Origin of the sequence: Thalassotalea sp. 273M-4 (assembly GCF_041410465.1) — a bacterium.
Classification (GTDB): Bacteria; Pseudomonadota; Gammaproteobacteria; order Enterobacterales; family Alteromonadaceae; genus Thalassotalea_A; species Thalassotalea_A aquiviva.
Map to the genome: position 1 here is coordinate 3079391 of NZ_CP166961.1, position 21853 is coordinate 3101243.

Genomic DNA, 21853 nt, shown 5'->3' on the forward strand with positions numbered 1-21853 from the left:
TTGCAACACAGAGCCTTAATGGGCTTAAAAGTAAAACATTGCTATCTGGGTTTTTATTGTACTTTTTAATGTGAGACAGTCATGGATATTTTTAAAAAGAATCGGCTTCCTTTGGCGACTTTTTTGACGCTAGCCCTTACAGGGTGTTTTGATCGCGATAACACCAACAACAGTCTGCCAGTAGAATATGTCTTAAGAGCTCAAATCGGTGTCTTTACCGACAGCCCAGTTACTTCGGCACAGACTCAGGGCAGTAACGCAACATTTACACCAATCACCGGTGATGTGAAATGTAATGGTAACCCTGTTGATGGGCAAGGTTACTTCGAATATCTGCGCTCTCAACAAGTTACCTGTAGATTGGGTAATGATATAACCTTAGGCACGTTTGATGGCAATAAATTAGCTGTTCAGACAGATGTTACACAAGAGGCCGCGGTTTTAAACATCTATAACAAAGAAGATAACCAAGTACTTGCCGATTTAGGTGAGACCAAAGCTGAGCAAGCAAAAATCACCTTTGAAACCGTATTTAATACGCTGAACGTGTGTAATACAGGCAAACTGTGCTTAGATGAAAATAGCTTAACTGAATCGGTTGATGTTGCAGGTACGCTTATTAAAGTGAGCGCACTTTTAACGGCAGTAACCGATAAAAAGACCGAAGAAATCGTACCTGGTGTTACGATACAGCAACTGAACAAAACCGAGTTACAAGGCTCTTTAGCGATTATTGAGAAAAATAATGGCGTAGTCTGTATCAGCGGTAACCCTGCTGGTGGTGTTGTAAACCCAGGCTTTATTTCTGCGCGAAAAGGCGAGTCGGTTGAATTTAATGTAATAGCAAAACAAGGCTATTACATTGAAACCATAGAAGGTTGTAGCGGAGAGTTTACTCCAAATACGCAAACCGAGACGACATTTGTGGTTCACAATGTAGAATCAGCTTGTGATGTTGTTGCTTACTTTGCAAAAGAAGATGCTGCAGTGTCTTATGACATCAGCGCGAACTTTAACCTAGAGCAAGGTATTGTATTACCTAAAAAAATTACCGTTGCAGAAGGCGAAACGGGTAGTTTTGCAATTACCCCTAAAGCGGGATTTGAAATTGACCGCATATTAGGTTGTGAAGGTAAGCTCGTTGGTAACGTATTTACCACGAATGAGGCTTTCAATGACTGTGATGTTAATGTAACGTTCGCTGAAATCCAAAATAAACCGGATACAGATACAAACCCTGATACAGGTACAAACCCTGATACAGATACAAACCCTGATACAGATACAAACCCTGATACAGATACAAACCCTGATACAGATACAAACCCTGATACAGATACAAACCCTGATACAGATACAAACCCTGATACAGATACAAACCCGGATACAGGTACAAACCCGGATACAGGTACAAACCCTGATACAGGTACAAACCCCGGAGTTTACTATAATGTAACGGCAACGGCTGGTGTTGGTGGTAACATCAATCCAAGCACTGTAAGCGTTAAAGAAGGTCTGACCCATACGTTCACCATTACGCCAAAAACAGGTTATAAGATTGCATCGGTAACCGGTTGTGAAGGTACGTTACTGGACAATATATTTACCACAGGCGCGGTAACTTCTGCCTGTGCAGTGAAGGCAACGTTTAAGAAGACAGTTCATAAGGTAACAGCCTCTGCTGCAGAAGGTGGTTCGATTACACCAGCAATGGCCGATATTACTTATGGCTTAACACAAGACTTTATTATTACCCCTGAATTGGGTTACCAAATTGCTGATGTAATCGGTTGTGCTGGTACACTAAATAGCAATACCTTTACTACGGCCCCAGTAACGGCTGCCTGTGCAGTGAAGGCAACGTTTAAGAAGACAGTTCATAAGGTAACAGCCTCTGCTACAGAAGGTGGTTCGATTACACCTGCAATGGCCGATATTACTTATGGCTTAACACAAGACTTTATTATTACCCCTGAATTGGGTTACCAAATTGCTGATGTAACAGGTTGTGCTGGTACACTAAATAGCAATACCTTTACTACGGCCCCAGTAACGGCTGCCTGTGCAGTGAAAGCAACGTTTAAGAAGACAGTTCATAAGGTAACAGCCTCTGCTGCAGAAGGTGGTTCGATTACACCAGCAATGGCCGATATTACTTATGGCTTAACACAAGACTTTATTATTACCCCTGAATTGGGTTACCAAATTGCTGATGTAATCGGTTGTGCTGGTACACTAAATAGCAATACCTTTACTACGGCCCCAGTAACCTCTGCCTGTGCAGTGAAGGCAACGTTTAAGAAGACAGTTCATAAGGTAACAGCCTCTGCTGCTGAAGGTGGTTCGATTACACCTGCAATGGCCGATATTACTTATGGCTTAACACAAGACTTTATTATTACCCCTGAATTGGGTTACCAAATTGCTGATGTAATCGGTTGTGCTGGTACACTAAATAGCAATACCTTTACTACGGCCCCAGTAACGGCTGCCTGTACAGTGACGACAACGTTTGAAAAGCAAACCTTTGCTTTAACCACCACAGCGAGTGAAGGCGGCACGATATCACCTGAAAATGTTAATGTGGTCTATGGTACATCACAAGAGTTTACGATTACTCCCGCAGAGGGTTATAACATTGAATTGGTAACCGGTTGTGAAGGTTTACTGGATGGTAATACTTTTACTACTGAGCCGGTGACTGCATTTTGTGATCTTAATGTCACATTTACTCCTGAGGTACTTTGGACTATTGATACCCGTGTAAATTCTGGTGGCACGGTATCACCGGAATTGCTAGCCGTTCTTGATGGTAACACAGCAGAATTTCAAATTACCCCTAATGAAGGTTATATCATTGAATCTGTAGAAGGCTGTAATGGTGTCTTAACAAATGGTATTTATACCACGGGTGTTATTAACGCTAACTGTCAGATCACCACAAACTTTATCTCAAACGTCGACAAAGCGATCCAAATGCGAGATCACAGCTATGCCTCTGACGTTGAATTCATTGATTATGCGGTTGCAGAGAAACAAGCTTGGTACGATAAGTATCAAACCATCCTAGACAAATTTTATGCTGGGATAGACGCGGGCATAACTTGGGAGCCAACAAACAAAGCTTCTTATATGTTCCATAAGATTGCTCGTGGGGGTGCCTCTGTTAACTCAGAAAATAATTTTGCCATTATTAAAGGTAGTAATACTTATCGCTATTTTGCCGTCGCTGGTTATAAGCAAAGTGGCGCGCAATATGTTGCATTAGGTGGTGATATGTTTGCTTATGCAAGACCATCAGATGGCAGTGTTGATCAGTTCTTACGAAATACGATTGCCTGGTTAACCGCTGATAAAGTCGCTTCTGCGACGGCTCCGCTGAAGATTGTGGCGGCACAGCAAGTATACTATACGGCATTAACGACCTGGCTTAATAACAACTACCCTGATGCATATCAGGTAAACGCGGAAACGACTTGTGATCATGAACAATTACAAACATGTTTAGAGCAAAAACCAGACATTTTAATTGTTGGTAATAGAGAATATAACTCTAAAGATTTCGAGTCTATTCGTTCAGCCATGGACTTTGCTGAGCGAAATAAGATCCCAGTTTTATTCTTATCCCATCACTGGAGTATGAACTCTTATCAAACGGGGCTTTTTTCCTATGCGAACGTGGGTTACTACATTAATTATTGGGGTGGCGGCGGCACAGTTAACGGCCTAACCAAAGAAGATATGCTTGATGCAAATGCAAAGAATAATGATCTGCAAATTAGCCTGTTAAATAACCTTAAAGAACAGACCTTTAAAACCGGAGAAAGCGCAAATTCAAATAACCCTGGTACTGCATTTGAGACGTGCTTATCTAAAGGTAATTTCTTACATAGCTGTAACACCCCAGAGTGGAATGACTACTTTAGAACTGGTGCTAATATCTTTAGAAATAGCGTTATCGAGCTTGATAGTAATGGAACTGACGCGTTTGACTTACCCGGTTATAATTTTATCAAGTCAAACATATTGTTAGCAGATAAATACCGCGCACAAATTGATTATCCAATCACCTTTGCCCAGCCCACACAGTGGTATCAAGCGATGTTTGCTGACTGGTTGGTGAACTATGCGCGTAAAAATAACCAAGCACAACCGGATCTCGGTGAGTTTGTTTGGGATGCATCACTTGTTCTTAAAGGCGAAAACGCTCACTACCAATACCCTGCGACAATTAATGCTGTGACAAAAACTATCGTTGTGAATGAAGCTAGTCAGTGGACAACAACAGGTTGGTATGCCTTACCTGGTAAGCAAATTACCCTGACAAGAACGGATAGTGGTCTGCACGAGACCAAAGTAATGCTGAATTATCATCGTTCTAACACCAACCGCTCGCACTCGGGAAATTATAAAACACCACTAGAAATAAAAACGGAGCGTTTAGTTATTCCGCCAAATGGCTCGGTAACGTTCTCTACCCCTTATGGTGGCCCAATCTATTTAACTGTGTATAAAGGAAAGAGTACAGAAACGGTATTTAACACCACATTAGTGGCAGATGGTGTTACTGAACATCCAAGCATTATGGATTTTAGTAGTGCAGAGCAAATAGCAAAATTCGAGCATCTTTTAGATACGACTGAAGTACCTCATGTGGATTTACGTTCAAGCAGTGCTGAGCTACATATGCGCCGCGACCGTTTTACCAATGCAATTGGAGCTGAGTATCCATCAACTTCCGCTCTATTAGACGGTATTGTTGGCGATCACCTAACCAATGTGTATTCATTGGCTGGCTTACAAGTGCCGGGTAAAGAAATGGCTAACTCGCTATGGTCAAATGTGCATAACTCCTGTTTAACGGTGTTTGGTGAAGAAGATTGTTTGGACGGCAAACTGCATAATCGTAGTCGTATTCAACACGCAAACTATGATCAAAATGCTCACTGTGGCTCAGGGTGTTCTGGTAACCCATGGGATTCTAGCGGAAATGTTACGCCGACAGGTTGGTTAGATAACCACGAATTAGGTCATAATTTGCAAGTTAATCGTTTGAATGTTTCGTATGTCCCTGAAACTGATAAAAACAACTGGACCAAATATTCAAGCCGAGCAGCAGAAAACTCGAATAACATATTCCCTTACTATGTAAAATGGTGGAAACATCATGTTCGTGACGGTAACACCGACACTGGATTTGATGGACACGTGCACTATAAGCATTTATTTGATGCATTTATGTCAGATGCGCTGCAGATGCAAGATGTAAATGGTAACCGAGTGGTGTTGGATTCCGACTGTAATTTATTCACGACGCCAACGGCTACATCGCGTTTTGAAGCACCTTGGAAGAGCAATGGATATGTACATGATAACCGATATCGTATGGGCTTTTATTTACAGCTTGCGTTGCGCATGCACAATAAGGTCTTACGTGATGGCACAAAGCTAACCAATGGTTACGAGATTTTCCCAATGCTGTATCAGCATCAACGTATTTTTGGTAAATACGCTAATACAACTGATTGGGAGGCTAATAAATTGAGGCTAGGCTTTGAACAGTTTAGCTTCCAGCAGGACTTCAATGGTGATGGCACCAACGACTTTGACATGAGCAAGATCCCTGGTAACGATTTTATGTTAGTAAGTCTAAGTTACTTGACCAAAGAAAACTGGACCCCCTATTTTGATATGTGGGGATTAAGATACTCAGATAAAGCAAAACAACAGGCGGCAGAGCATGGTTTAACCTCAGTTGAAATGGGTATGTACGTATTAGAAACAGATATGCCACCGTTAAACTTGAGTCAGGGCTTAATTTGGTTACCGCTGGATATTAATGACCCAACTACTGTATGGCCTCGTGCAACAACTGAACAAACAGAGACATCCTATGCCAGTCCGATGTACTGTGAAGGCTATAGCCCTAATGTAACTGAACCGGTAGTGCATTAATCGGCTAAAATAGTCAATTTGCTCGTTGGCTCACCATAAAAGGCAATTGAATAACTAAAATCACTGTTAAGTTAACCCTAAAAAGCCCAGTTTTACTGGGCCTTTTTAAAGATTATAACCTTCGTTGCGATGTCTTAATTATTTAATCACAGATGAGTCGCGTATCACCAACTGACTTGGTAATAAGGTAGTTTTGGCCGGTTTGCCATCGATTAAGGCAAGCAAGCTGTCGACCAGCATTTCTCCGGCCATTAAGGTATCTTGTTTGGCGGTGGTTAAGCTTGGTCGCGTAAATTGTGCAATCGCAATGTCATCAAATCCAGCAACCGCAATATCATCCGGAACACGTAAACCTTGTTCTCGAATGGCTCGAATCGCGCCAATGGCGATTAAATCACTGGCGGCAAATAACGCATCGAAAGCCTTACCACTATTGAGCAATTCCATCGTGGCGTTAAAGCCTGCTTGTTCGGTAGAAATAGCATGGCGCTGTAAGTCTTTATCAACCGTGTAGCCCGCATCCATAATCGCTTGGCTGTGACCTTTATAGCGGTCAAAAAATTCAGGGGCATGACGTGATGCGGTGCCAATAAACGCGCATTGTTTTCGTCCCTGTGATAACAAGTGCTGGGTAACTTGATAACCGCCATGGTGATTGTCACACCCTAAGGTAACTATATTTAAGTCTTCTACTTTGGCGCCCCAACGAACAAAATGGGTACCTTGAGCATCTAATTGCACCAGTTTTTCTTGGTAATCAACATAGTCACCATAGCCTAGTAAAATAATACCATCGGCTTTATTGGTATCCTTGTAATCTGAATGCCAATCGCTGTCCATTTGTTGAAAAGAAACCAACAAATCATAACCACGCTTTGCCGACGCCCGAGTAATGCTACCAAGCATGGTCATAAAAAACGGATTAATAAGGGAGTCATCTGAGGTGGGGTCTTCGAATAAAAGCAGGGCTATGGTATAGCTTTTTTGTGAACGCAAACTGCTGGCGTTTTTATCGACTTTATAATTAAGCTCTTTGGCAATTTCTTGTATGCGTTTTCGGGTCGCCTCACTTACTAAGGGGCTATTACGCAATGCTCTCGATACGGTTGACTGGGATACCCCAGCTCGGTAGGCAATATCAAAAGATGTAGCTTTAAAACCAGATTTCACAACTCTAAACCACAACGACTAAGTGATCAGATAATAACCGAGAAAGTGTTGCTTGTATAGCTTTTGCTATAGAGGAAAGAAGGCTAAGCGTTGGCTTTAAAATGCTTAGCCTTGATGGCTTTTTAATCGTCTTGCTCTTTTACCCAAAACACTGAAAGGGCGGCAAATATCATCGACACACCCGCTAGCATGATGATGTAAATCGCCTGATTGTCAAAGACCGCGCTTAAAATCCAGCCAGAGAATAAGCCCGAAACAATTTGTGGCGCGGCAATGGTAAAGTTAAAAATTCCCATATACACCCCAGTTTTACTCGCGGGTAAAGAACCCGCTAAAATAGCATAAGGCATGGCCAAAATTGCAGCCCATGAAATCCCAACCCCAATCATTGGCAATAATAAGCCAACGGCACCGGCGGGTACTTCGACTGCAACAATAAGCAAGTCAACATTTACAGGTTGTGGATTGTCAAAGACAATAAACCCAAAGTAACCGAAAGCGCCGGCAAGAAGCGATAAAGAATACACTAATTTACGACCAAATTTATCGGCAAGCTTCGACAACACCACCGAGAAAACCGCAGCAAACAGTGAATAGGCCGCAAAAATAATCCCCACCCAATCACCAGCAGCGCCTTTGGCAGCAGCAATATGTTGTGGTACTACGCCTACCGATTCTAAGTAACTGGGATCAAACCATTTCGCTTCAACACCCCAAATATACTGCGTAATGGCCGGCATCGAATAGACCCACATAATAAATAAGGCGAACCATGAAAAAAACTGCACAACAGCCAATTGGCGCATGGTATCGGGCATGGTTTTCATTAATTGCCAAAACGCCCCCAATCGTTCAAAAAGGCTCTTTTTCTCGGCTTGCTCTAAGGCAATTTGTTGGTAATCTTCACCGCGATGAGCATAGTATTCTTTGGGTTCATATTCTTTGGTACGCAAAACCGTCCACAGCACAGAGCCCAATAATACTGTCGCTCCTAGGTAAAAAGCCCAAGTCACCGAAGGTGCAACTTCGCCCACCTTAGCGGTATTATCAAGACCAATGACATTGGTTAAGACAAACGGCAAAATCGAACCAATAACGGCTCCAATGTTGATCAATAACGACTGAATTGAGTAGCCTAAGTTACGTTGCGATGCGGGTACCATATCCGATACCAACGAGCGAAAGGGTTGAAAACTTAAGTTAAAAGACGCGTCCATAAACGCTAAAATAACAGCCCCAAATAACATTGGTGCCATAAACGCCACCACCATAGAGGCATTTGGCATCAGCGCCATACCTAATGCGGCAGCAATGGCCCCCGCTAAAATGTAGGGCTTTCGACGTCCCATTCTATTCCACGTTCTATCCGATGCGGCCCCAACTATCGGTTGCACGATTAGCCCCATAATAGGCGCGACTAGCCAAAATAACGATAACGAATGTAAATCGGCACCTAAGTCAGATAATATTCGGCTAACATTGGCGTTTTGCAAGGCAAAGCCAAATTGCACCCCAAGAAAGCCAAAGCTAACATTCCATATCTGCCAAAAAGATAATTGCGGTTTTGTTTTAGTCATGTATTTACGCTTCTTTAAATTATTATTGTTGTATTGTTCTTAAGCGAATTGCAAAGCCACCACTGGCTGCCATTGGTAGCTCTAATGTATCGCCAAAGCGTACTTGTTTTTGCTCAATTTTAATGTCGTATGGATTATCAACCCAATGGGCGTTTTCACCATCACGATAAATGTCAGCAACATAGGTTTTATCTTTATCAAGAAAGTTAAAGTTTAAGGTGTAGCGACGCGGTTGTTCATCGGTTAACCCACCCACAAACCATTGTTCACTATCACGTTGTTGGCGTGCAAACACCACATAATCACCAATTTCACCGTCTAAGGCAATAGACTCATGCCAGTCGGTACTAACATCTTGAATAAACTGAAACGCCGGCAAATTGGCTTCGTAATGACGAGGTAAATCCGCAGCCATTTGAATAGGGCTGTAAATCACCACATAAAGCGCCAGTTGCTTGGCTAGCGTTGTTTGTGGGCGATTTGCCTCTTCGTCTAAACCATTAAAGCCCATATTGAAGATACCTGGAGTAAAGTCCATTGGTCCAGACAACATCCGGGTAAAAGGCAGTATCGCAGTATGTTCTGGTGGGTTGGGTGGGTTGCCCCAAGCGTTGTATTCTTGCCCTCGCGCGCCCTCACGCGCAATCCAATTAGGGTAAGTACGACGTAAACCGGTATCTTTAACGGGTTCATGGGTGTTTATACTCAGTTTATACTTGGCCGCCAACTCAATATTGTGTAAGTACTCATTAACCATAAATTGACCGTCGTGCCATTCTTTATAAACCACACCGTTATCGTCAACTCGTTTAATATTACCACCATCGGCAACGTATCCTGTTTTTACTTGCGCAACGCCTATGTCGGCGTACAAAGCAAAGGCATCCTGCATTTGGTTTCGGTAATTGGTCACATTGCCTGAGGTCTCATGATGGCCAATAAGCTTTACCCCCGTTTGCGCACTGTGCTGTTTTATCGCCTTAATATCAAAGTCTTGGTAAGGTTTGGTAAAACTAAACACATCGCCGTTAGAAAACCAATCACCGTCCCAGCCAATATTCCAGCCTTCGACCAATACGCCATCAAAGCCATATTTTTCGGCAAAATCCATATAGCGTTTCACTTCGCTGGTTGTCGCGCCATGTTTTTCGCCACTGCCCCAGGTGTTTTCACCAACATGCATTCCCCACCAAATACCAACGTATTTACCTGGATTGATCCAGCTCACATCGCCTAATTTATTCGGCTCATTTAAATTAACAATCAAATCAGAATTTACTAAATCGGTCGCTCTATCGCCCACTTGAATGGTACGCCATGGGGTTTTAAAGTCGGTTTTTGTTTTGACCAAAATGCCATCAGACCACGGTGCCAAATCGGCTTTAAAGACCCCTGGTCGGCGCTGATCAAGTGACATCCCAGCGTAATCCACCAAGGCGGCTTCATGAATGCTCACATGCACACCACTGCCTAACTTATAGGTAAAAGGTGTATGCGCTCTATCAACACTGGCAATATCGCTGGTATTGTAAACATACTCATATCGATTCCAACCTCGACTTGGGATCCAGTATGCGGTTGCATCGGTTAGGGCTTGTTGACCTAAATTAAACTGAGTTAACTCGTTAATGATCTCAACGTTATCTAAACCCGAGCTTTTATTGACTTCGTAGCGAAAGCCGATACCGTCATCAAATACTCGCACTCTCAGTTGAAATTCTTTGGCGATTTTACGATCGGCCCGCAAAGTCACCAGCATTTCATTGTGGTGATCCAGTACGGTTTTGCGCTCACCCCATGGCTGTTGCCATTGCTGCTTTTGACTGTTTTGTGTTATTGAGTCAATTTTAAATCCTTCGGTTAAACCAGGGGTTCCTTTTAGCATTAAGCCAAGGTCAGATTTTTCTATCACCCTATGGTCTTGAAAATCTAAGGTATATTGAACTAATGACTGTGTATCTGACAGGCTAAAAGTAAGCTCACCATTAGGTGATGAGACCGATACTGTCTTTGCCAAACTCAGCGGTGCTACGCACAATACCGCAAGTGACAGGCTTATTCTTTTGATTGCGCTTTTCATCATATTCCTCTTCAAAAAATTACTCGCGAACAAACACCGCGGCACTAAACTTTGCAACTTGCAAACTCTTCGCATTGACTTTATGTGCCCTTACCAGCGGGTCATTGCTGTTGGCTAAAACCGGGTGCAAACGAAAGTCTTCGGCTTGCGCAAAGGCAAACTCAATGCTTTGTGGTGACGAGTTAAATAACACAATAATTTGCTGATAATTGGCGTCTATATTGTCGTTATCATTGATTTGCATCGCAATTAACCCTGGCACTTGCTCACTGCCGGTATTTAAAAATTGCACTTGCGATAAAATGTTTGCCCCCGTTGTTAAGCGAAACAAAGGCGACGACGAACGAATCTTTAACTGCTCGATAAACCGTTCACTCATAAACTGAATATGCTCAGGCGACACGTTATCACGGCCTTGATTGCCAGCAATCACCTGCCCTATCACGGCCCAATTTTGGCGGTCTTTTTCTGCTGGTGGTAACCCCACATTGTAGTTATTGCTTTGCTTACTAAAATCAACGGCATTAAACCAATCGCCATAATCGTAACTGTCTCTTAAGTATGATTTTGAGCGTAACAACTCCGATCCCATATGAATAAACGGAATGCCTTGAGCGTACATAGCGTATGCCAATGACAACGCCTGCATGCGTACTCTATCGTCAACCGAGGTATCAAATGCGATTCGATACTGATGATTATCCCACAGTGTTTGGTTGTCATGTTTTGACACATAATTAATGGTATCGGCTGGGTCGAGCGCGTATCCGGCGGGTTGGTCACCATAAGGTATATCGGCACCCAAAACGGCATTATTGTTACGATCGGCTAGTGGGAAATTGGCCAAGTTAGCCGCCAAACCAATACGCAATTGGTCAGCGTACAACAAATATTGTTGCCACGAGTCTTGCTTACTGCGAAGCTCGTTAGGCAGGGTGTACAAGCCATTTCCTATACCCTGCTCTTTACGGATATCGTTACCTGACGCCATCATGCCACCACCTCGCACGGCATCACGAAGTCGGTCGGTAAACGTGCCAATTTCGCTGCCGGCTAAATTTAACTGACTGGCTTGTTCAAAGCGTTGGTTATTGGCGACTTCACCAAAGTTCCACCCCTCACCGTAAAAGTAGGTGTCAGCATCGACAGCGCGTACCGCTTGGCGTGCCTTGATCATCACCGTTTTGGGTTGATGCGCCATTAAGTCAAAACGAAAACCATCAATTTTATAGTCTCGGGCCCAAACAACTAACGAGTCTTGCATTAATTTCGCCATCATTTTGCGCTCTGTTGCGGTGTTATCACAACAGGTCGATTGCTCAACCGCACCGGTTACAGGGTTAAGGCGTTGATAATATCCTGGAACAATTTTATCCAGCACCGAAGTCGCCTCTAAGCCCGCTTGATGGGTATGGTTATACACCACATCCATGATCACCCGAAACCCCATATTGTGCAGCGCCAGCACCATCGAGCGGAACTCTTTGATCCGACTTACCCCATCAGGATTTTGCGCATAACTGCCCTCAGGTACGGTGTAGTGGTATGGGTCGTATCCCCAGTTATAGTTATCCATGGTTCGTATTTGGCTGACCAATGCTTGCGCCTCTGATGATTGCGGCTTAAAGCTTGCCAACAGTTGCTCAATGGATTGGCTTTTATCAAGCTCATTATTGGCGCAAAAGGACAAGTCTGCTTTTAACGAGCACAGTTTTTCAACATTATCATTTAAGGTCACCCGCCGATGGCTATCTTCATTTACCGTGCCGATATCAAAGCTTGGCAGTAAATGTATGTTGTTAAGGCCAGCTTCTTTTAAGGTGTTTAAATGCTGAATACCATGACTGTGGGTTTCGCTAAAAGCCGCGTATTTGCCGCGTACGGATGGGGTTGATAAGGCCTCATCTTTGGCGCTAAAGTCACCGATATGAAGCTCATAAAAAATATTATCTTCTGGCGACGCCACCACTGGCTTGGGCTGTTTATCCCAACCGGCTGGTTTGGTATTTTGCGCCGCCAAATCAACAACCTGAGAATATTCACTGTTGGTCGATAAACTTAACGAATACGGATCAGTGGTGATCAGCGTTTCGACACGCTGGCTTTGCGGGTGGTATAGTTCAATTTGATATTGATAAAAAACATGCTCTAAGTTTTGCGCAATACGGGTTTGCCAAACCCCTGTCGTCGGGTCAAACTGCATTGCCACATTGGTATTGTCTAATGGTTGTTTTTGCTGGTCAAACAACAGAACGTCAACTTGTCGTGCCGTCGGTGCCCATAATTTGAACTGAGTCGCATGGTCACTAATCACACTGCCTAAGTCATTCACTTCATCGGCATCATTGTCACCTGGCGTATACAAGGCATCAAGACCAAAGCCTATTTGGACACCGGTCAGGTGTATGATCTCGCCTTGGTTATTTTCAACCAACAAGGCTAAGGGGTGTTTAAGTAATTGCTTTTGCTGCTCTGGTGTTAATGCCTTGGTAACAGTAAACGCTTGTCCTTGCCCCACAAAATGGACAAATTGCTGCTGCTCAATGTCGCTTAGTTCGCTTTGGCTTAATGGGTACGTTGTTAAGTCAGACATCGACACTAGGCTAACCTTATCGCTAGGTTGTAATTGCCCGTAGTAAAACAAACGATTATCGCCAAAGAAATGGCCTCGATTTTCGCTGATTAGCGCCGTTTGTAATGAGGTTATCGGCGTTTTATGGTCACGATTTGCTCCTTCATTGTTGCAACCGCTTAACGCTACGGCAAGGAACAGGCTGGTCATTATTTTATTTTGCATTTTCGCCATACACACACTTTATATTGTAAACACGATTAGAATGTTACAGTCGGCATTTCAAATCAACTACATACGTATGCAATAACCAGTCAACCTGCTTTTTGGCCATTTAATGGCCAAACATCAACTTTATGAAGCCCAGAAAAAATCAACATGAATACGTATGCAAACGCTTACTGCGAGGGCATTTAACCTTTAGAATTAACCTCGAATTTATGCATAGGTAATAAAGTGTGAATACGTATGCAGAGTGTTCATATTACGACAAACAATAATTACAATCTTTTAACTACTTGCTGCCAGTCACGATGAAAACAACCAAGTAGTGCAACAAAACAACATAAGGCTCTGTGCGGATAAAGAGTCAATATTAATCACCAGGAAGGTATGGGGAACTAAAACATGCTTACATTCCAAAGAAATAAATTGGCTATGGCAATGCTTGCCGCCGGCCTTACTTCTATGAGTTCAATGGCATTTGCCAATGAAGAAGTAAAAAACGAACAAAAAATTAGCGAACAAGATATTGAAGTTATCGAAGTTTCAGGCTTTCGTCGTTCACTCGTTAAAGCAATCAATACCAAGCGTTTTTCATCAAGCGTAGTTGAAGCTATCTCAGCAGAAGACATTGGTAAATTGCCAGACTCATCAATTGCCGAGTCGATTGCTCGTCTACCCGGCTTAACGGCACAACGCCTTGACGGTCGCGCTTCAAAAGTGAGTATCCGTGGTTTTGGTGAAAACGAATCAGCCACCACCTTTAATGGTCGTGAACAAGTGTCTATTGACGATAACCGTGGCGTACAATTTGATTTATACCCATCAGAAATCATGAGTGGCGTAACGGTTTATAAATCACCTGATGCCACTATCGAGGGTGAAGGTATTGCTGGTGTTGTCGACTTACAAACGGTTCGCCCACTGTCTCAAAGTGACCGTGTTATTCAATTTAACACCACAACCGAGCAAACATCCTTTGAAAAACTAAACCCTGATGCCGACAACAAAGGTTTCCGTGGTACTTTCTCATATATGGACAAGTTCGCGGATGACACTGTGGGTGTTGCCGTTGCACTTTCAACGATGGAATCACCTAACCAAGAAAAGCGTTGGAATTCATGGGGCTTCCCAGAATTTAATGACACTCAAGGTAATACCTACTCTATTTTAGGTGGGGCAAAACCGTTCGTACGTTCATCGATGTTAAATCGCGATACGGCGATGGCGGTATTAGAACTGGCACCATCAGATCAATTACACGTTACCCTTGATGCCCTTTACGTTGATTTTTCTGATGAAAAGATTCTTCGTGGTATTGAGATCCCATTTGCTTGGGGTCAAGGCTCTATCGATCCAGCAACAGCTGTGGTTGACCCTGACACCGGTTTTGTTAGTCAAGCAACGACCATGGGGCAACGCGTCGTTGTTCGTAACGACTTCGAAGAGCGTAACGCGAAATTAAACTCATTTGGCTTAAATGTTGAATATAACCTTAACGACTACTGGTCTGTAGAATTTGATGCGTCGCACTCTAAAGTTGAGCGTCAAATTTGGTCAATGGAATCGTACTCTGGTACAGGTCGTGGCGACGCTCGCGGTGTTGCCGATAACATTGGCTACAACCTAGACGGTAGTAATGAAGGTGCCATGTTCAGCCACGAACTAGACTACTCAGACTACAATCTAATTCAACTTGGTGGTCCATTGTCATGGGGTTGGTCAGCCGCCCTTAATGAAAAATACGGTTTGGTTGGCACCGAATATGAAAACCAAGCGCAAGACGGCTTTTTAAACACCCCAAGTGTTGATGATGAGCTAAGCGCACTGAAACTTGCGGCCACTCAGGTTATCGACAACGATTTTGTTAGCGCCGTAACTTACGGTGTATCGTACAAAGATCGTGAAAAGAGCAAAAATTCAGACGGTTTCTTCTTAACCGTATCATCGTTCTCACTCGACAACCCTGGGGTAATGAATGTGCCACAGGAGTACCGTTTAGGTACTGCTAATTTAGACTTTATTGGCATGGGCGATATGATCGCGTATGACTCAAAAGCGTTAGTAAAAGATGGTTACTACGACTTATTGTCTGAGCGTTTAACAGACCCTAGCCATGAAACCAAGTCATTTAACGTACAAGAAGAAGTGCTTTCTTTATTTGTTATGGCTGACTTAAACCTTGAAATTGCTGGCTTGCCGGTAACAGGTAATGTGGGTTTACGTTATGTTGACACAACTCAAGCATCTCAAGGTGCCGCCATTACAACCGAAAACGGCTTAGTAAAAACGACGCCAACCGATATCGAGCATTCTTACTCGCACCTATTGCCAAGCTTAAACTTGTCAATGCAACTTGATGATACTCAAACATTACGTTTTGGCGCAGCAAAAACAATTTCACGCGCACGTATGGATGAAATGAATGCTTCAATTAGCACGTCATACAACCCACAACAACCAGACGAAAACGGTAACTACTGGTCAGTATCAGGTGGTAACCCAAATCTTGAGCCAAAAGAAGCAATTGGTCTTGATTTAACCTACGAGAACTATTTCTCAGAGGAAGGGTATTTTGCGGCGGCACTATTTCACAAGAGCCTAGATAATTGGATCTTTGATGGTCAGTACGAAGCCGATATGACCGGCGTTCAAGATCCATCTGGGGTTACGGTTGACCCTAGCCACACAACGGCAACAGGTTCAGGTAAAGTAAACGGTGGCGACGGCTCTCTTTGGGGTTACGAACTATCTGTTACCTTACCAATGAACATGTTCTCAGCATCGCTTGATGGCTTTGGTGTTATCGCTTCCTACACTGGGGTTGAACAAGATATTGAAGATCCAAACGGTAACGAATATGTACTACCAGGTTTATCCGAAAGCATCTCGTCTGTTACCGGTTACTACGAGAACAACGGTTTACAAATTCGTGTCAGCATGCGTAATCGTGACGACTTTAAAGGCGATGTCTACGGCGTTGGCTTTAGTACCCAACAAGTTGATATTGAAGGTGAAACCATCGTAGATGCCCAAATTGGCTACGACTTTGGTGAAGCTGGCTACACCGCTCTTGAAGGTTTATCTGTATTCCTACAAGGTTACAACTTAACGGAAGAACCATTTAAGTCAACAACCGATGGGAATCCACTGCAAGTTCGTGACTTCCAAGACTACGGTGCCAACTACATGCTAGCGTTAAGCTACAAACTGTAATTCGCATTACCCGATAAGCAAAGCCCTTGTATCTCCTATTGCAAGGGCTTTTTTTCCACAATCATTCAACCACCAAGCGAGTATCGTATTAAGGTAATTTTTGCCCATAGTCGTAAAGAACCACCTTAATACTGTATTTAAAAGGTAACAAAATCATGACAACAAATGTAACCAACGTGGTGATCGTTGGTGGTGGTACCGCAGGTTGGATCACAGCATCGTTGATGGCTCGTATTTTAGGTAAAGTCATTAATATAACCCTAATTGAGTCAGACAAAATCCCAACCGTTGGCGTCGGTGAAGCGACTATCCCCCCCATTATTAGCTTAAATGCAGCCCTTGGCATTGATGAAAGCGAATTTTTAAACGCCACCAAAGGCACCATCAAGCTCGGCATTGAGTTTGAAAACTGGAAACAACAAGGTGATAGCTACATGCACGCCTTTGGCGGTATCGGTAAAGATTTTCCATTTTGCGAATTTTATCATTATTGGCTTAGACACCAACAACAAGGTGATCAGCACTATGATTTTGGCGACTTTTCATTAAATTACCAAACCAGTAAAGCCAATAAATTTGCCAAATTACGCCATATTGAAGGCACCCAATTACCAGGCATCACGTATGCTTATCATTTTGATGCTGGCCTGTACGCAAACTTTTTAGCAGACTACGCCAAGCAACAGGGCGTAAAGCACATCATCAGTGAAGTCGAGCAAATACGGGTGAATGAAGGTAATGGCTTTATTGATGCGGTGACGTTAGCGAATGGCGAGCATATTACGGGAGATTTATTTATCGATTGTACGGGCCAAGCCGGCTTGCTGATTGATAAAACCTTAAATACAGGCTTTGTTGATTGGTCGCATTACTTGCCTTGCGATCGGGCTATTGCTGTTCAGTGTGAAAGCGTCGAACCTATTACCCCTTACACTCGCTCTATCGCGCATGACAGTGGTTGGCAATGGCGCATTCCGCTGCAACACCGTATTGGTAATGGCATTGTTTATTCCAGTAAATTTATGAGCGATGAGCAAGCCGAAAGATTATTGTTAAATAAATTAGACGGTAAACCGCTTACCCAACCCAAACGCATTCAATTTCGAACCGGCCGTCGTACCAAAGCATGGCATAAAAATGTGGTCAGTATAGGTTTGTCTTCCGGCTTTCTGGAACCCCTTGAATCCACCAGCATCCATTTAATTCAAACGGCTGCTATTCGGCTGATTAAAACCTTCCCACACTTTGGCATTAGCAACAGTCATATTGACGAATATAACCGTCAGTCGATTATTGAAATAGAACGTATTCGTGATTTTATTATTTTGCATTATAAGGTCACGCAACGAGACGATAGCCCATTTTGGCGCCACTGCCGTCAAATGGACATCCCGGCAACCTTAGCCCGCAAATTAGCCCTGTTTAAAACAACTGGGAAACTGTTTCGCGAGCAAGATGACTTGTTTACCGAAATTGCTTGGCAACAAGTGTTAATTGGTCAAGGCATGATCCCTGAGCAATACAATGGCCTCGCCGACCAACTGAGTCCGCAACAACTGAATGAATTGATGGCAAATTTAAAAGTGCTCATTGATCACAGTGTGAAAAACATGCCAAGCCATGATCAATTTTTAGCTAACCTCTAGTTTTTGCTCATGGCTCTGGGGTATAACAATTAAAACAAAATAATAAAGCACCATTATGTTAGAAATACAAAAACACCTATCAAAACGCTTTTATGCGTTATTAAGCTTACCCTCTACCGCGATGGGCTTTGCTTTATCTGTACAAATCGCCGCCCTGAGCTGGATTTTAACAACTCAATATGGCTTAGACATTCACGAAGTAGGCTTAGTCTGGGCCGCGGGCCCCATCGCCGGCATACTAGGGCAAGTTATTATTGGCATTATTTCCGATAAAGTTTGGCTCTGGAATGGCCGACGTCGTCCGTTTATTGTTATTGGCGGGGCGCTGGCCGGCTTAATGTTATTGGCCCTACCAAGCATTGATATTGTGTCGTCGGCCATGGGCATTGAAAACTTATTAACCATGGCCATCGTGATTGCTCTGACCTTGGATTTAGCGATTAATGTCAGCTTTAATCCGACTCGCTCGATCATCGCTGATGTCACCCCTGAAGGTAATAAACGCACCCAAGGCTATACATGGATGCAAACTGTTTCGGGCACTTTTGGTATTCTTGCCTATGCCATTGGTGCCATTTGGGGCAACTATGTGTTGATTTATTTTGGCGCGGTGCTGGTGTTGTTACTGTCGTTGATCCCACCTTTTTTTATTACCGAGCCAAAGACGTTACCGGTTAAAGATGAAGACCAACAAGGCTCCTTATCCTTTATCGAAGTGATGATTAATATTCGCCCGCTTTGGGGGTTTATTATTTATGATCTTTACGCCTTAATTCGCCAACTATCGGGCCAACAAGTTACCCATTACTGGGCTGAAATCGTTTGTTTGCTTTTAACCGTACTCTTTGTCTTGCAGACCCTAGTTGCCAAAGAAGACGACAAAACCGACAGTGAAGCCGGATTAATAGGTTTTCGTAAAGTGTTGGCGGCTCACTCATTTAGTTGGGTTGGGGTTCAAACCATGTTTGTGTTTATGTTTGCTTTTTTACAGGACAAAATGCCAAGCATTGGTGATAAAGAGCTCGGACAGGTGATCTCTATTGCCTTTTTAATATTGAGCATCGTTGCGGCCTACTTACCCGCTTTATTATTAGAGCCAATGGCAAGGCGCTTTGGTCGAGTACGTGTTCATACCATGGCTATTGCATCAATGGCGCTGGGTTACTTAGCCATTGCCATGATGGCCAACAATCAATACACCTTATATGTATTGATGGCGATATTAGGGGTTGGTTGGTCGTCAATTATTTCATTGGTTTTTGCCATTATGACCGAGAAAATCGATCAAAATAAAATGGGTATGTATATGGGGTTATTTAACTTGTCGGTGGTGCTACCGCAACTATTGGTGAGTTTAGGTATTGGTTTATTTATTTCCCAAAGCGATGATAAAAGCGCCATATTTTATATCGCCACAGGGGCCTTAGCGCTGTCGGCTTTATGCTGGAGCCGAGTAAAAGAGCACCGTAAGTAATACCAGTGACAACTCAGTTTATGCTCTTAGATGAGGGTAAATAGCGCTAAAGTAAAATTAAAAGAGGAATCGCCTTATCGCGATTTCCTCTTTGGTGGTTTAGTCGTGAAGAAAGCTATTGCTTCGCACTTCGATAAATCGCATACGATAATGGCGCAAGGCGAATATCAATCGCACCTGATAGCTCGGTTTTATCTTTTGCCAATACTACCGGGCGATAATCTTGCTGGCTCATTTGCAAACTTAAGCTTTGGCTTTCGGTCGCGGTATTGGCCACCAATAAATATTGATAGTTATCGTCGGTACGAGTTAATGCCAACATACCTGGGGTTTGTTGGGCATAAACCACCTCTTGCTCACCATAGCGTAGCGTTTTATGGGCGCTGTAAATATTCGCTAAATCAACTAAGTCTTGATACAACACATGGCTTTGGTCAAAGTTATCATCGGCGGTGGTTTTATTGGTGCCAAGTAAGTCATCATCGTTGTAGCTTGATACTAACGATGGCATCATATCTTGACGCGCATCTTTATCGTTACCATCACCGACAAAGCCTTGTTCATCACCATAGTAAACCACGGGAATACCACGAGAAAAATACATTAAGGCATTCGACAATTTAATCCGCGCCAGCTTTTCTTGTTCGCTCATATTGGGGTGCTTGTCGTTTAGCATAAAAGCAAAACGCCCCATGTCATGATTACCGGTAAAATTAATCAGTGTCGATGCGTTGCCATATTCGCCATCGTAGAGCGCATCTTGGGCAAACAGTTTTTCAAGCTCATCGGTGCCGTGATTATCAATTAAGGTTCGATAAATGGCGCCTTGAAACGCAAAATCTAATACCGATTGCAATTTGCCATTGGTGACAAAGGTACTTAAGTTTTTAGGGTCGCCATCGTAGACTTCACCAAACATGAAAAACTGCTCAATCCCCTGCTCTTTGGCGTGTTTTAACAAAGCGGGCGAAAACTGTTGCCAAAACTCTAAGTTCACATGCTTTACCGTATCAATACGAAAACCATCGGGTTTAAACTTGGTGACAATGTCTTTAAACACATCGATTAAACCACTTACCACTTCTGGGTGCTCAGTATTAATATCATCCAGTCCGGCAAAATCACCATAGATTGCACTTTCGCCTTCCCACATGCTATCGCCTTGGTTATTGTAGTATTTCGGATCGTTTAACCAAGCCGGTACTTTAAGGTTCTCTTTCCCTTTTGGAATAAAGAACTGATAAGCGTCACCATTGGCTACTTGAGCCTTGGTTTTATAGTCACACAATCCAGGTGTTTTATGCAGCCATTGATCACCGTTTTCACCGTGACATTGTTTAAACTTAATCACATCGGCGGTATGGTTGGCGATAATGTCGAAAAACACTTTGATGTTCATCGCATGAGCGGCATCAATCAGTTCCACCAAATCATCATTGGTGCCTAAATGTGGGTCTATTTCGGTAAAGTCCAGTACCCAATAACCGTGGTAACCCGAGCTGTCACCTTGCACCGCTTGGTTGCGCAAAATTGGCGTCATCCAAATCGAAGTGATGCCCATTTCTTGTAAATAAGGTAGTTTTTCTTTTAGCCCCTTCATATCACCACCATGATAATGGCCTTTACTGCTGGGCTCAAAACCACCATAAGATTCGGGTTTATTGGCATTGCCTAAATCATTACGAGTATCACCATTATAAAAGCGATCTGGCATCACAAAGTAAAACACCTCATCACGAATATCACGCTCAAGATAATGCGGTAACTGCGTGCTAATTGGCGCAATATTTACTTCACTGCTCGTCTTAGCCGCGGCTTTGACCTCAACTTTACTGCTCTCATCGGTTGCCGGTGAACAGGCAAGTAACGATAACGCCAAACTAACGGCAGAAGATATTGTTATTATTTTATTCATTTGCTTTCCCCATCATGGCCTAAAAG

The 21853-nt window shown here is 43.2% G+C and carries 9 protein-coding genes; 4 read left to right on the forward strand and 5 right to left on the reverse strand.

What is annotated here, in order from left to right; genetic code table 11:
• Positions 1 to 123: 123 nt before the first annotated feature.
• The gene (locus tag ACAY00_RS13760; protein WP_371374892.1) at positions 124 to 5955 is read left to right on the forward strand and encodes an ImpA family metalloprotease; all 5832 of its coding nucleotides are present in this window, start codon (positions 124 to 126) and stop codon (positions 5953 to 5955) included.
• Between the two features lie 138 nt (positions 5956 to 6093).
• Here ACAY00_RS13760 and ACAY00_RS13765 read toward each other — a convergent pair whose 3' ends face one another.
• From ACAY00_RS13765 to pulA, 4 genes are all read right to left on the reverse strand, one after another.
• Entirely contained in the window at positions 6094 to 7125 is a 1032-nt protein-coding gene (locus ACAY00_RS13765) for a LacI family DNA-binding transcriptional regulator (protein WP_371374895.1), read from the reverse strand.
• Between the two features lie 122 nt (positions 7126 to 7247).
• A complete protein-coding gene (locus ACAY00_RS13770; RefSeq protein WP_371374898.1) occupies positions 7248 to 8702 on the reverse strand; it encodes an MFS transporter in 1455 nt (484 codons plus the stop codon).
• 22 nt (positions 8703 to 8724) lie between these two features.
• Entirely contained in the window at positions 8725 to 10785 is a 2061-nt protein-coding gene (locus ACAY00_RS13775) for a glycoside hydrolase family 97 protein (RefSeq protein ID WP_371374900.1), read from the reverse strand.
• A 16-nt stretch (positions 10786 to 10801) separates the two neighbouring features.
• Positions 10802 to 13588: a pullulanase-type alpha-1,6-glucosidase gene (gene pulA / locus ACAY00_RS13780; protein ID WP_371374903.1), complete on the reverse strand. Its 2787-nt coding sequence runs from the start codon at positions 13586 to 13588 to the stop codon at positions 10802 to 10804.
• Positions 13589 to 13981: 393 nt separating this feature from the next.
• Here pulA and ACAY00_RS13785 point away from each other — a divergent pair, with 393 nt between their 5' ends.
• The 3 genes from ACAY00_RS13785 to ACAY00_RS13795 all read left to right on the forward strand — a co-directional run bounded on the left by ACAY00_RS13785 (position 13982) and on the right by ACAY00_RS13795 (position 19912).
• On the forward strand, positions 13982 to 16792 hold the full coding sequence (locus ACAY00_RS13785) for a TonB-dependent receptor (RefSeq protein WP_371374907.1): 2811 nt from the start codon (positions 13982 to 13984) through the stop codon (positions 16790 to 16792).
• A 155-nt stretch (positions 16793 to 16947) separates the two neighbouring features.
• Positions 16948 to 18438: a tryptophan halogenase family protein gene (locus ACAY00_RS13790; protein ID WP_371374910.1), complete on the forward strand. Its 1491-nt coding sequence runs from the start codon at positions 16948 to 16950 to the stop codon at positions 18436 to 18438.
• 55 nt (positions 18439 to 18493) lie between these two features.
• A complete protein-coding gene (locus ACAY00_RS13795; protein ID WP_371374912.1) occupies positions 18494 to 19912 on the forward strand; it encodes an MFS transporter in 1419 nt (472 codons plus the stop codon).
• A 115-nt stretch (positions 19913 to 20027) separates the two neighbouring features.
• On the opposite strand, the gene ACAY00_RS13800 is transcribed toward ACAY00_RS13795, so the two are convergent.
• A complete protein-coding gene (locus ACAY00_RS13800; RefSeq protein ID WP_371374915.1) occupies positions 20028 to 21827 on the reverse strand; it encodes an alpha-amylase family glycosyl hydrolase in 1800 nt (599 codons plus the stop codon).
• Positions 21828 to 21853 lie beyond the last annotated feature (26 nt).